General features: G+C 64.5%; 14 protein-coding genes. 1 reads left to right on the forward strand and 13 read right to left on the reverse strand.

The annotated features are described in order from the left end of the window. Positions 1-60 precede the first annotated feature (60 nt). The 10 genes from Q4G24_RS00310 to Q4G24_RS00350 all read right to left on the reverse strand — a co-directional run bounded on the left by Q4G24_RS00310 (position 61) and on the right by Q4G24_RS00350 (position 5,747). A complete protein-coding gene (locus Q4G24_RS00310) occupies positions 61-603 on the reverse strand; it encodes a S26 family signal peptidase (protein ID WP_303364500.1) in 543 nt (180 codons plus the stop codon). After that, positions 600-1,121 carry a DUF2840 domain-containing protein gene (locus Q4G24_RS00315; protein ID WP_303364501.1) on the reverse strand — a complete coding sequence of 174 codons (522 nt, stop codon included), beginning with the start codon at positions 1,119-1,121 and terminating at the stop codon, positions 600-602. The genes Q4G24_RS00310 and Q4G24_RS00315 overlap by 4 nt, the downstream gene beginning before the upstream one ends. After that, positions 1,121-2,293, reverse strand: coding sequence for a replication initiator protein A (locus Q4G24_RS00320; protein WP_303364502.1), 1,173 nt, complete (start codon positions 2,291-2,293; stop codon positions 1,121-1,123). Before Q4G24_RS00320 ends, Q4G24_RS00315 begins: the two co-directional genes overlap by 1 nt. 18 nt (positions 2,294-2,311) lie before the next feature. Further along, positions 2,312-2,593 (reverse strand): AlpA family transcriptional regulator, encoded by a 282-nt coding sequence (locus Q4G24_RS00325; RefSeq protein ID WP_303364503.1) that lies wholly within the window; start codon positions 2,591-2,593, stop codon positions 2,312-2,314. Positions 2,594-2,730: 137 nt separating this feature from the next. Beyond that, the gene (locus Q4G24_RS00330; RefSeq protein ID WP_368660911.1) at positions 2,731-3,240 is read right to left on the reverse strand and encodes a DUF2285 domain-containing protein; all 510 of its coding nucleotides are present in this window, start codon (positions 3,238-3,240) and stop codon (positions 2,731-2,733) included. Further along, positions 3,197-3,505 (reverse strand): DUF6499 domain-containing protein, encoded by a 309-nt coding sequence (locus tag Q4G24_RS16595; protein WP_368660912.1) that lies wholly within the window; start codon positions 3,503-3,505, stop codon positions 3,197-3,199. Before Q4G24_RS16595 ends, Q4G24_RS00330 begins: the two co-directional genes overlap by 44 nt. Positions 3,506-3,611: 106 nt before the next feature. Then, positions 3,612-3,875, reverse strand: coding sequence for a DUF2285 domain-containing protein (locus Q4G24_RS00335; protein ID WP_172431421.1), 264 nt, complete (start codon positions 3,873-3,875; stop codon positions 3,612-3,614). Between the two features lie 105 nt (positions 3,876-3,980). Continuing rightward, on the reverse strand, positions 3,981-4,229 hold the full coding sequence (locus Q4G24_RS00340) for a helix-turn-helix transcriptional regulator (RefSeq protein WP_058099626.1): 249 nt from the start codon (positions 4,227-4,229) through the stop codon (positions 3,981-3,983). Between the two features lie 195 nt (positions 4,230-4,424). Continuing rightward, positions 4,425-4,748 (reverse strand): DUF736 domain-containing protein, encoded by a 324-nt coding sequence (locus Q4G24_RS00345; protein WP_303364505.1) that lies wholly within the window; start codon positions 4,746-4,748, stop codon positions 4,425-4,427. A gap of 561 nt (positions 4,749-5,309) precedes the next feature. Beyond that, positions 5,310-5,747, reverse strand: coding sequence for a hypothetical protein (locus Q4G24_RS00350; RefSeq protein ID WP_303364506.1), 438 nt, complete (start codon positions 5,745-5,747; stop codon positions 5,310-5,312). 206 nt (positions 5,748-5,953) lie between these two features. Between Q4G24_RS00350 and Q4G24_RS00355 the strand changes: the two genes are divergently transcribed. Next, the gene (locus Q4G24_RS00355) at positions 5,954-6,502 is read left to right on the forward strand and encodes a GNAT family N-acetyltransferase (RefSeq protein WP_303364507.1); all 549 of its coding nucleotides are present in this window, start codon (positions 5,954-5,956) and stop codon (positions 6,500-6,502) included. A 91-nt stretch (positions 6,503-6,593) separates the two neighbouring features. Here Q4G24_RS00355 and Q4G24_RS00360 read toward each other — a convergent pair whose 3' ends face one another. The 3 genes from Q4G24_RS00360 to Q4G24_RS00370 form a co-directional block, all read right to left on the reverse strand. Continuing rightward, the gene (locus tag Q4G24_RS00360; RefSeq protein ID WP_303364508.1) at positions 6,594-7,520 is read right to left on the reverse strand and encodes a DUF2493 domain-containing protein; all 927 of its coding nucleotides are present in this window, start codon (positions 7,518-7,520) and stop codon (positions 6,594-6,596) included. Positions 7,521-7,827: 307 nt separating this feature from the next. Continuing rightward, on the reverse strand, positions 7,828-8,874 hold the full coding sequence (locus Q4G24_RS00365) for a toprim domain-containing protein (protein ID WP_303364509.1): 1,047 nt from the start codon (positions 8,872-8,874) through the stop codon (positions 7,828-7,830). Next, positions 8,874-13,196 carry a strawberry notch family protein gene (locus tag Q4G24_RS00370; protein ID WP_303364510.1) on the reverse strand — a complete coding sequence of 1,441 codons (4,323 nt, stop codon included), beginning with the start codon at positions 13,194-13,196 and terminating at the stop codon, positions 8,874-8,876. The genes Q4G24_RS00365 and Q4G24_RS00370 overlap by 1 nt, the downstream gene beginning before the upstream one ends. Between the last annotated feature and the right edge of the window lie 15 nt (positions 13,197-13,211).

A 13,211-nucleotide genomic window follows, 5' to 3' on the forward strand; every position in this document is an offset into this window, starting at 1 on the left:
CTCCTTCCTCATGCGGTGAATGGGAGGCAGGCCGCTTGCACGTCCCGCCGTGGACGCGCGTCACCGCTCCGGCGCGTGCCAGACGAGGCGGCCATCGCCGCGCTCATCGGTGAACAGTGGACTGGCCCGGCCGATCACTGCCGAGGTGGGGAACGGGCCGAAGTAGCGGCCGTCGAAACTGTCAGCGACCGCCGGGTTCATCAGGAAGACCTCCCCCTCGGCAATCGTGCGACAGCCCTGCCAGACGGGAAGATCGCGGCCCTGGCTGTCGCGCTCTCGCGCCTCCCCCAGGTCTCTGCCATCGACGGTGATCGCGGCGCCGTCACGGCAGACCCGTTGTCCCGGCAGCCCGGTGACGTGCTTCAGGATCGGCACATCGCGACCGACATAGCCGCGCGCGACCATGAAACCCGCAAGGGGTTCGGGCGGCATGACCACGACCAGATCTGGCACCCTGAGCCGATCCGCTGGCGCGATGGTGTAGAGACCAATCGGCACGCTAGCCGAGGCGTTCCAGACCAGCCGTGGCGCAGTCGGAATGCTGCCGGCGATGACGGCGGCAAGCGCCGCAACCGTCACCATGATGTAGCGGGCACGGGTCATTTTCCGATCTCCCGACGCCGGAGCCATGCGGCATGGCGTTCCGCCGTATAGGGTCGCGGAGCTTCGCCCGCCTTCATCCAGTGGGCGACATGGCGCCAGTGATCGGGATCGACGTCGGCAGGATCGATGCCGAGACCCTCGATGGTATCGACATGGCGGAGGACCTTCTCGACCTTGGGCCAGCCTTCGATCTTCAACAAAATCTCGCCACCTGGGCGCACGAATGGCAGCGTCTGATAGGAACGGCCGGGCACCATCGTCCGCACGATGTCGATGCGCGAGAGGACGGTTCCATAGTCATTTGCGGCCCAGCGGACGAAGGCGAAGACAGAACCAGGCATGAAGGAGACCACACGTCGGCTGCGGTCCAGGACCTGCTCCCCTGCCCCGTTGCCGAACCGGATCCAGAACTCGGTCCGCTTCTCCAGCCAGATCAATTCGACGCGGGTCATACCGTCGAAGCTGAGAGAGGAAGCCTCAGTCGCGGGTAATTTGCCGGGTCTCAGAATGACACTCATCACCGATCTCCCGGGAGATCGAGTGGAAGGCGTGCCAAGACGGGGCGACGGACCGTGTCGGAGGCGGGGCTGTCCGGGAGCGATCCGGCAGCGCCAGGCATGCTTGATGCGTCCGGTTTCTCAGCCTTTCGAAGGCCCCCGGCTGCGCTGCGGATGATGTTCTCCACACCATCCGCGCGCTCTTCAAAGTTAGAGTCTTCGTTAGATTCTAAGTTAAGGGGACGATTTCCGCATTTACTCCCGTGCGTTACACCCTGTTTGGGTTCCTGATAGCACGAGACCCCGGTTCCTGATGGCACGATAGTCCGGGTTCCCGATAGCACGAGCGCATTCACAGGTTTTCCACAGCCCGGCGCGGGCTCGAAGGCCAGCAGCTTGCGGCCACCAACCTCGGTCTCGAGAAAGAGCGTGTAGCCCGGCAGCGGCTGCCGCCGGATGATGTCGCGAAGCTCGAAGGCAAACCGCTTGAAGGGCGACAGTGCCCCGGACTTCTGGTGAAGATGATGGAAGTCGAAACGCCAGCCATCGCGCTGGCGGCCACCGTGCTTGCGCACCAGGCGATAGAGCCAACGGTCGAGCCCGCCGGTCAGGTCGAAATACGCCCGGTCAATGGTGAGGATGAGCGCATTGTCGAGCACGGCCTGGTAGAACCAGTCGGGCACAATCAGCTCGATACCATCCGGGCGCCCGTCCCTGTCGCTGCGCTCCTGCCATTCGTTGATCCAGGAGAAGCGATGGCGACGTCCTTCAGCCGGCTGCCGGATCGAGGTGGAGATCGTCGTCGACTGCAGGCGATCCAGCGCCGCCTTCAGGCGCTGATAATCCCGCGCACTGGTTCCGCGGCCGACATAGGTGAGGATCTCGTATGGAGTGGCGGCCATCAGCCGGGAGGTGCGCAGACCCGCGTCACGCGCCTCGACGATCTGGCTGGCCGCCCAGATCAGGATGTCGGCATCCCAGATCGTGGCCATGCCGTGATCGGGAACAGCCTCGACCCGGATGCTGACGCTGCCAGCGGTAAAGTCGATCGGCGCAACGCGCTTCGACTTGGCGAGGGAGAAGAAGGGATAGGCCATAAGATCCTGCGCATCTCTTGGGGCGATGTCGCCGGGCAGCGCGCGGAACAGATCGAGCTGTCCGCGCTCGGAACGGGGTTTGCGTCCATCGGTCATGACGTCATTGCCGCTGTGTCAGCGCACGAAGCGGCCGGGCTGCGGGAGGCTGGCGAGCGCGTGGCGTTTCGCCGGCAGGACCTGCCCGCGCGGGTCGGATGTCGAGGTCACGGCGCCCCGTCCGACCCAGGCCTGCAGGTCCTCGATCGAATAGACCACGCGTCCGCCGAGCTTGTGGTAGGCGGGACCGGTGCCATAGGTCCGGTGCTTTTCCAGGGTGCGAGCGGACAGGCTGAGGAACTGCGCGGCTTCCTTGGTGCGCAGATAGCGCGGGGGAAGTTCGGTTGAGATGGCGGACATCGGGCGTCTCCCTACTGTGTGTGACCAGTGCCGCGAAACAGCGGCTGATGACGGTCACGATGGCGAAGCGCGTCCGGTCAGATGCAGTGGAAAGGTAGCAGGGGTAAATCCGCACACCGCGGCGCGGGATCGCCGACCTAGAGGCGGCGCTGGTGGCGAAGGAGCTTGCGATAGCCACCGGCGATCAGGTCACGCCCCTCGCGAAGGAGGCTGGAGACGGCAAAGCGGGCCGAGGAGACCTGCCATTCATCGCGGTCCAGGCGATCGGTCCGGAACAGGACCTCGGCGATCTGCTTCTGGGTCGCGCCATGGAAGGCGGCGTCGGAGGCTTGAAGGACACGCCGCAGGCGCGCTTTCTGCTGCGCTGTGAGGCGAGTGTCGCGGGGGATTGATCGACGGCGGTGCTGGTTCGCCAGGAGCCGCTGGATCGCCTCCATGCGGTCGAGCCCCTCAGGGCCGAGCGGAACGGTAGCCACAAGCCGACCGTGCTGCTTCAGGGGAACGACGAGATGCAGGTATGTTCCGTCCGGCAGCCTGTGGCGCAGGTGCTTGCCAATCGGGGATGCCCTGCCCTTCGGGGCAACTATCTCATCGCCGGGAGTATCAGTCTCTCCGGCGAGTGCTTCGGGGGCTACCGCAAGGAACACGGCGCTGGTATCGATTTCGGGGCGCCAGAATATCTCTGCAACAGTCGCGCTCAGACCGGGCCGTATCGGGAAAGCACAGACCCCATCGACGGACGACCTGATCCCTCAGGTCAGCCCTCTCAGGTGGTCCCCCTGCAAGTTCTGCATAGTCATCTTGATATTCGGGATTGCGGCGCAGGCATTCCCAGCCGAGTTCCGGCGCGGCCAGATCATCGAGATAGTCATAGGCCGCCTGGTCACGCCAATTCGAGCGGTCGGGTTGCATGGCATCGCCTCTCCCCTGGGTTGATCTCAGGAAAGGATTCCGAGAGATCAATCATTTGGGAAGTCCGCCCCAAGGCATCAGGTGATGCGTGAGACGCATCACCTTCTCAGCCGGTGCGCCCCGCCGCCAATTGCCGATAGCCCTCGGAACTCAGCCAGCGCGCGCGTTCAAGATGGGCGTCGTGGACGAGGCGCGCTCGCTCTGGCTCTTTCTGTGTATCGAGGCCGAGGATGATCTGCGCCGCCTCCTGCCAGCTCGCGCCTTCGCCTGCAGCATCGAGCAAACGCATATACTGCGTCATGTGACGACGGTCATAATCCGTCACCACGGCTCCTTGCGGCGGTACATCCTGCAATTCGCCTCTTCTCACGCGCAACCCCACTGCGGTTTGCGAGCATTTCTAACACAGCGGCTCGACCTTCTTGTAAGCATGGTGACGGCGGGCATCCCTTTTCGGGGAGATGCGCCGCAAAACTCAGCCCTTCGGGACGGCCTTCGCCTGAACATGCATCACTCCAATCCCCTGGTCGGAGTTCAGGAGAAGAATGCCATTCGCTTCGAAAGCCCGTCGAACCTGATCGCGCGTGGTCTCATAGACCTCGAGTCCGCTTTCGGATTCGAGGCGCTTGAGCGCGGTCAAAGATACCCGGGCCTCATCCGCAAGCTGCTCCTGTGTCCAGCCAAGAAGCGCCCGCGCGGCCCGTGATTGTCGGGCGGTGATCATGCAGATCACCTCCCATCCGGCCCGGCGCGCACGCCAGAACTACGACTATTATAGTCGCCCTCTAGGGAATCTCTACCGGAATTCTTCTGCGTTTATATCGCGTTTTCGTCTTGGCACCGCCAATTCGGAAAACTGATTCGGTTGCCCGGTTTGGCGGGCGGGCCCCGGCCTGTCGGCCGGGGCCTCACGGCGCCGCTACTCGCTGCGGCGACCGTTGGGGCGGGACCAGATCAGCGCGTAGCTCTCGCCGTCCTCGTCGTCGAAGAGGTTGGCGTAGATCGGGGCGGTGAAGCTCGGATCGTCGAGCTTGAGGCCCAGATAGTCGCGGCCCTCGCCCGAGCGCTTGGACCAGGCGGCGCCGATCTCGGCGCGGCCGACCAGGACCCGGTGGCTGGGGGCGTTCTCGCCGGTGGTGCGGGTGTCGGGGACGATGCGCACGCCCTGGACCTGGACGCTGAGGGTGACGATTTCGCCGGTGAATTCGTTTCCGGTCTTCTTGAAGGTGCCGATGGTCGCCATGTTAAGTCTCCGTTTTCCGTTTCCGGGTCCGCACCATTGCGGCCCGATGGCGATCGACAGGCCGGAGACGACCGGCGGCGCACCCCCGGCGTGCCGGGGGCCGGACAGCAAAGGCAGAACTTTCTTGTTTCGCGCGGAATGGGCACAGCCCAGGGGAAGAAAGTTATGGTAGCGCTGTTGCGCCAAGCCGGTCGAGGCAAAGCCGGTCTTCGGCCAGATCAGGCCATTGAAAGGGCCGTATGGAGCGGACATGGGATGGGCAAGGAACGGAGACGATGGCAACCACGGATGCTCATCAGCCTGACCGGTCTTTCCACCGGCGGGTTTGCTCGCCCGCGACAGGCCATGCGCATCACTCTCCAGGCGCCCCGCCGGACGTGCCCCCCGCGATCACAGGTGCAGTCTGCTGCTCGAACGCTCCGCCACCTCCACCGCACGGGCACGGGCCGCGACGCGTGGCTGCCATAGGCCGACTCGCGCACCGCCCCATACCGGCATCCTGATGATCGAGATGGCATTCCAGCGCCGCTCCGGTGCCGCCTCATCGGATCGTCAGCAGTATCAGACGCCTATGGGAGACCTACCCGAAGGCTCGGCGGCCGAACCGGCAATGCGAAAGAAGGCAGAAACGCCAACGGCACCAGCGCCGATAACGGCGAAGATCATCTGCCATGTCTCCGAGGGCATCATGGCCCTGGTGATCCCGAGAGTTGCATGGAAGCCAGCGAGCACCGCCGGCACCACGAAGATCAGCGCGATGACAAACCGCGCCCAGAGCGGGCGCACGAGCATGATCAGCGCCTGACCGATGGCAAGCGTCAACCCTGCGGCAAAGCCGCCGACGAGGATTGAACCGAACCAGCCTGCGCCGGTGCCATAAGCCCAGATGCCGGTATGAAGTCCGACGAGAAACGGCAGGGTGAAGACGGCGAGGTTGAACACCAACCAGCACATGGCCGCGATGGCGGCAAAAAATGCAAGGATTCCGAGAACGAACATGGTGGGATCTCCCGTATGAATTGGAACGGTCGCGCCTTCCACCACCACCTTGGCGCAACCGAAAGTTAGCAGAATTCTTGTTTCGGGCGACGGAGAAAGAATTTCGCAGGTCGGCAGTTCGGCCGACGTGGACCTTTGTTACCGATACGAGAGTGTCAGCTTTCTTCTGCATAGCCAGACAGGGGCGAGCATGCCAATATTCCGAAATGACCCGAGAAATTCCAGTGCTTGTGGGCGCGCGCGTCCGTCTGCGGCCCTTCCGTAGCTCCGATATTGCCGGAAGGCTGGCTCTCGGGCGGTCACCGGAGATCGTGCACAGCTTTGGAGGCGACCCGACGGGCCTTCCCCCGTATGAGGAAGGCGATGCCCGGTCATGGGTGGAGCGGAACCTTGCGCATCCCCTTTGTTGGGCCGTCGAGGTCGATCACCGCCTATTAGGGGAGGCTCGTCTGGACGGGCTCGATCTCCATGACAGCCGGGCGCGCCTGGCGATCGGGCTCTACGACCCCTCACAGCTCGGGAAAGGGTTGGGTCGCGAAGTGATCAATTTAATCTTATCGTATGGCTTCGCAACGTTGAAGCTACACCGGGTTGACTTGCGGGTGCTCTCATACAATGAGCGGGCGATCCGGTGCTATCGCGCCTGCGGCTTTATCGAAGAGGGCCGCGAACGCGAGAGCGCTCGTGTTGGCGATGCTTGGCACGACGACCTCATCATGGGGGTGCTGGCGCAAGAATACCAAGGTCAGACTTGAAAGAGCCGTCTTTCCGGAATGCCGACGTCTCTGCGACTCGCAGCAATGGTCAAGGTGGGCTCGAAGCTTCCATTTCAATGTAGGGCAGCGCTCACGCGCTGCCCTCCGCCAGGCGGTAGACCGGGATACCCATCTTGCGGGCCTTGTCGGCGAGGTTTTCCTGGATACCCGTTCCGGGGAAGACGATGACCCCGATCGGCATGGTATCGAGCATCCGGTCGTTGCGCTTGAAGGGCGCAGCCTTGGCGTGTCTCGTCCAGTCCGGCTTGAAGGCGACCTGCGCGACCTTGCGGTTGTCGGCCCAAGTGGCCGCGATGCGTTCCGCCCCTCTCGGCGAACCTCCGTGCAGGAGCACCATGTCGGGGTGTTTGGCATGGACCTGATCGAGCCTGTCCCAGATCAGCCGGTGATCGGTGGTATCTCCGCCCGAGAAGGCGATCTTCGGCCCTGCGGGCAAGAGCACCTCATTGTCGGCCCGTTGCTTGGCGGCGAGAAAATCTCGGCTGTCGATCATGGCCGAGGTCATCTGGCGATGGTTGACCCGTGATCCGGAGCGCGGCGACCAGGGCGCGCCTGTGGTGCGCAGGAAGAGGTCGGCGGCAGTGTCGCGGAAGGTCTCCATGCTGTCGCGGCGCTCGATCAGGTTTTGTCCGATGCCGATCAGGGTCTCCAGCTGGACAGATTTCACCTCGCTTCCGTCCTGTTCGCGCTGAAGGCGCTTCTGGGCCTGCTCGTTATCGTCGAGTTTGCGTTCGATCCGCTCGACGGCGCGGTGGAAGGTATTGACGGTGGACCACATGATCTCGTCGAGGTCGAAATCGAGGCTGGTGTCGGCCATGGTGGAGATCAGGGCATCGAAGATGTCGGCAACCGCGCCCTGGATGGCGGTATCCTCGGGCGTGATTCGAGGATCGGCCTCGCCCTCGGCGGGATGGTAGCCATAGAGTTCGAGCGCTTCGATGACATGGCCGGTGGGAGACGTGCTGTGATCGGGTTCGAATTCGTCATGGGCATACATGGGATGTGTCCTTCGGCTGGACCGCGACCGTCGCGGCCTTCATGGCGACGACAAGCCCACGGGCGCTCCGGTCTGGCAGTCCGAGCCTCAGGTGAGGGCCTTGATGGCAAAGCCCGGCTGATTTGTTTCGCGCTGTAAAGGCGGGCTTGCCCGCCGACGGAAATCAGTCGGGCGCCGCCATTGCCGGGCCGAAGCGCTTGTGGGCCGCTCGCCCTCTCAAGAAGGCCAAGGCGCGGGTCTCGTGCCGAGGAGCAACACCACCTTGCCCATGGCGGGATCAGTCATCCCCGCTCACGGCCCTCTCTGGCTATGGTGCGCGCGACATGAAGCGGCTGACATCTTCGGGAGCGATTTGCACCCGGATCTGCGCCCGAAGCGCTTCCAGTCCGAAGCTGACGAGATCGTCGTTGAAATCCCCCAGCATGGGCGAAAGCGTGATGGCCTCGATCCCGGCCTCAATGGCCCGGTCCACCAGGCTGTCCCGTGCAGCGTTGCCTGCCGGATCGTTGTCGCGGACGATATAGAGCCTGCGCAGATGCGGCGGGAACAGGATAGCAGCGAGATGTCCGGCCGAGAGTCCGGAGGCCATCGGCATGATCGGTAGCGCCTGGCGCAGTGACAAGATGGTTTCGATCCCCTCGCCTGCCGCCATGACATCCTGCGCCTTGCCATACCGGACGGCGTTTTCGAGCAGGTCTCCCATCGCCTTTCTCGGCGGATCGATCGGCGCTTTCCCGGAGCCGTCACGTTGAAGCCAGGTGCGATGCACACCGGTGATCCTGCCTTCGAGGTCGGTGACGGCGGCGATCATGGCCGGCCAGGTTTCGGTTGGGCCGTCGCTCTCCGCACGCCAGTAGCAGGTCGGGTGGAACCGCAGATTTGCGGTTCCGCGTAAATCCGCAATGCCGCGTGTCCGTAAATACGCCTCTGCAAGACTGCCGGTGAGCGGTTGCGTCATGCGCCAGAGCCGGCGGGCCGCCTTGGACGATCCCGATGGTGCTGGCGGTGTTCGGGATCGGCGGGAGTTTGGCACCGGTTCAGGATGCGGTAGACTGAGGAAGCGGCGCGCTTCTTCGGCAATGTCGGCGAAGTCGATGAGGCCAAGACTTTCGCCGATCACGTCGAGCAGATCGCCATGTTCCCCGCTCTGCGCATCGGTCCATTTTCCAGCCGCGCCCTTACCGATTTCCGGCCCGGTCAGACGGACGAACATTGAACGGCCGGGAGTGTTCCGTACATCCCCAACCTGCCAGTAATTGCCCTGCTTGCGCCCATTCGAGAGGTAGTAGCGGCACACCGCCTCGGCCTGTCGGCCGAGACGCTGCGCCAGTTCGGAAGCGTTGATGCGTGCCATCACGCAGCCTCCCGCTCGGAAATGCGCTCGACGGGGAAGCGGTCGAGCAGTTTACCGATGACCGCCGGGCCGGTTGCATCGACGGGCACGAAGAATCGTAGCTTCCAGGAGATGATCTCGCTGAAGAGCCCATAGGCCCGCAGGCGCTCGCGCATCGTGTCGGTGAAGCCGGTCAGTTCGATCCGGTTAGCACCCATGACGCGGACGCGGCGCAGTTGCAGCCCCTCGGCGAGATCGAGGATCGTGCGGCCTTCGTTCAGCGCGGCATAGGCCGCATCCGGGGTCAGGCAGTTGGCGACGCCACTGGTCGAAGCATTGGTAGCCCATGCCTGCGAGACCCGGCGACCGATGATGCGTTCGCCCTCGTCGGTCTGGAGCCGATAGACGCGCGAGGAGTCCTGCGGCAGGCGTTTCCAGATCGGCAGAAGCAGCCCTGTCACCATGTGCAGGATGCTGTCGGTGAACTCCGGCACTTCATCCAACTCGGCCTGCCATGCCGAGGCAAAGGCAGCGCGCTCGGCCTCGACCCAGTGGGTCTCGCCCATCGCCCGCACGGGCAGGTTCATTGCTTCCATCGGCCGGATCAGCCGGACGCGGCGTTCGATCTCGCCATCGTCCAGCATGACGCTGGTGGTCGGGACCTGCACCGCAACCCGGCCCGACCGCTCGTTGACGAGCAGCTTCGCGCGCAGATCATCCAGTTCCGCCAGGGCCGCATCCAGCGAGACCGGCTTGTTGCGCTTGCGTTCGGTCAGGGTCAGGAGCCGCGTTTCAGCACCGGTGCCGGGATGGGTGTGGATCACCTGCCGGTCGGTGACGATGAAGCTCTCTGCGCGCAGCGTCTCCAGCCCCATGTCATAGGTGCCTGAGGCAATCGCCCCGTCGATCCGGGCCTCCAGAAGCTGTTCGAAGGCCGAGAACAGGATGCCCTGCAACTCGATGGTCAGAGCCAGCAGGCGATTGAGGAAGGTCGTGATCGGCGGCAGGTCGTCCTTGATGCCGTTCGGGTCCATCAGCGTCAGACCGGTGGCGGTTTCGAAGCGTTCAAGCGAGCAGCCCTCGACCTTGCCGCGCACTACAGCCAAATAGAGCTGGCGCAACGCATCGCGGGCATAGGCGGATTCCAGATTGTCCTCGGGCCGGAACAGGCCCTGTCCACCGGTCTGGCGTTGGCCACGGGTGATCGCGCCGAGGGTGTCGAGACGACGCGCGATCGTGCTGAGGAACCGCTTCTCGGCCTTCACATCCGTGGCGATGGGTCGGAACAGCGGAGGCTGCGCCTGATTGGTGCGGTTAGTGCGCCCGAGCCCCTGAATGGCGGCATCGGCCTTCCAGCCCGGTTCCAGCAGGTAATGCACGCGCAGCCGCTGGTTTCGCACCGAGAGGTCCGCGTGATAGCTGCGCCCCGTGCCACCGGCGTCCGAGAAGACCAGGATGCGCTTCTGGTCATCCATGAAGGCCGAGGTCTCGGCAAGGTTGGCGGAGGGCGCGCGGTTCTCGACGGCCAGGCGGGCCGATGCGCCATCGCCCTTGCGCACGATCCGGCGCGACCGGCCCGTGACCTCCGCCACCACGTCGGTGCCAAAGCGCTGGACGATCTGGTCGAGCGCCCCCGGAACCGGCGGCAACGAGCCGAGTTGCTCCAGCATCTCATCGCGCCGCGCCACGGCTCCGCGGCTTTCGACCGGCTGACCGTCCCGGAACACCGGGCGCGAGGAGAGGTTGCCTTCGCTGTCGGTGAAGGGTTCGTAGAGCTGCACCGGGAAGGAATGCTGCAAATACGAGCCGACATATTCCCGCGGCGTGACATCGACGGAAATGTCGTTCCATTCCTCGGTCGAAATCTCCGCCAGCCGCCGTTCCATCAGCGCCTCGCCGGTGGAGACGATCTGGATGACGGCCGCATGGCCTGCCTCGAGATCGGCGTCGATCGAACGGATCAGCGTCGGGGTTTTCATGGAGGTCAGCAGATGCCCGAAGAAACGCTGCTTGGTGCTCTCGAAGGCCGACCGCGCGGCGGATTTGGCCTGGCGATTCAACGTGCCTTCACTGCCGGTGATATTGGCCGCCTCCATCGCCGCGTCGAGATTGTTGTGAATGACGGCGAACGCGGCCGCGTAAGCATCATAGATGCGCCGCTGTTCATCGGTGAGCTGATGCTCGATCAGCTCGTATTCCACCCCATCATAGGAGAGCGAGCGAGCCGTATAGAGGCCCAAGGATCGCAGATCGCGGGCCAGCACTTCCATGGCCGCAACGCCACCGGCTTCGATCGCTTCGACGAACTCGGCGCGGGTCTGGAACGGAAAATCCTCGCCACCCCAGAGACCGAGGCGCTGCGCATAGGCGAGATTGTGGACCGTGGTGGCGCCGGTCGCCGAGACATAGACCACGCGCGCATCGGGCAGCGCGTGCTGGAGCCGCAGGCCTGCCCGTCCCTGCTGCGAGGCGGCGATATCGCCGCGGTCTCCTTTGCCGCCTCCGGCATTCTGCATGGCATGGCTTTCGTCGAAGATAATGACCCCATCGAAGTCCCTGCCCAACCATTCGACGATCTGCTTGACGCGCGAAACCTTCTCGCCCCGGTCGTCGGAGCGTAGCGTGGCATAGGTGGTGAACAGGATGCCTTCCGAGAGCGTGATCTTTGCGCCTTGAGGGAAGCGTGACAGAGGGGTGACCAGCAACCGTTCCATGCCGAGCGCCGACCAGTCACGCTGCGCGTCTTCGATCAGCTTGTCGGATTTGCTGATCCAGACCGACTTGCGGCGGCCGCGCAGCCAGTTGTCGAGGATGATCCCGGCCGACTGACGGCCCTTGCCCGCACCGGTGCCGTCACCCAGCATGAAGCCCCGGCGGAACCGGATCGATCCGGCAGCATCCTCGGGCGCGGCGCTCACATTGTCGAAATGCTCGTCCACGGTCCAGGCGCCGGCGAGATGATCGGCATGGGCTTCACCTGCATAGATCACCGTTTCAAGCTGGGCATCCGACAGACGGGTGCGGATGTCGGACGGCAGCATGGGCCGGTAGGACGGCTTTGGCGGCGCGACCGAGGCCATGGCAGCGGATTGCACCAGCTTGGTCGGGTGCGGCTCGGCGCCGGGGATGCGCAGCGATTGCAGCGCATATTCCTCATAGATCGCGTCCGACAAGCGCGCGCCCTCGGGCGGCGCCCAGTCCACGGTCTCATACTCGAGCTCCACCCCTTCGGGATCGGACGCTGGTGCGGCGGCGGGTCGGGACGCTGTGGCGCGAGCGAGATAACCGCGCACGGTCTTCGGCGCAGCTGCCGGCACGGGAGAAGCGACCTTCGGCAGCGACACCGGCAAACGCAGCGGAAGCTGGCTTTCGATCCAGCCGAGCAGCGTGACAACGTCGGGTGCGGTTCCTGTCGAGGCCGGGAAGACTGACGGATCGTCGGCGGGCAGTTTGTCGATCACCGTCAGCCGCGTGTCGATGCGGGTACCATGCCTGGCGAAGACCGCTCCGTCGATGGCCGTGGTGAAGACCACGCGGCCGCGGTCCTGCAGGCGTACGAAGGCGTCGCGCCAAGCCTTGGCTTCCGGTCCGAAATTCGCGCCGGTGATCGTGACCAGTCGTCCACCGGGGGTGAGACGGGCCAACGCCGAGGCGACATGACGATACGCAGCATCCGCCATCCGTCCCTCGACATTGGCCATGACCGAGAAAGGCGGGTTCATCAGAACCACGGACGGCATGGCGTCCGGGACCAGATAGTCGTCGATCTGGGCAGCGTCGATCCGGGTGACGGGAAAGGCCGGAAAGAGGGACGAGAGAAGATCGGCGCGGGTTTCGGCGAGTTCGTTGAGGATCAGCGAGCCGCCGGCAGCCTGTGCCAGGATCGCCATCAGGCCGGTGCCAGCCGAGGGCTCCAGTACCACATCGTCCGGCGTGATCGCGGCCGCGGTCAGGGCGGCAAGGCCGAGAGGCAGAGGCGTGCTGAACTGCTGGAATCTCTGGCTTTCCTCGGAGCGGCGGGTCTGCGTGGGCAGCAACCCCGCGATCTTCTCCAGCAGCGCGAGCCGGGAAACCGGAGAGTCGGCTTTGCGGAACAGCGCCTTTCCGTATTTGCGCAGGAACAGAACCGTGGCGACCTCGCAGGCCTCATAGGCGAGCTTCCAGTCCCAGGCGCCACTGGCGTCGGACGCGCCGAAAGCGGTCTCCATGGCGCTTCGCAGGGCCGCGGTATCGACGCGCTGGCCGCGTTCGAGATGGGGAAGGAGGAGATTGGCGGCGGCCAGGATCGCGGGTGCGGCGCCGAGCGGCGTGACCGGATCGGTCACGGGAGACGAGATGTTCATGTCGGGAATCCTCGG

Source organism: Paracoccus sp. (in: a-proteobacteria) (assembly GCF_030538695.1).
Lineage (GTDB): Bacteria > Pseudomonadota > Alphaproteobacteria > Rhodobacterales > Rhodobacteraceae > Paracoccus.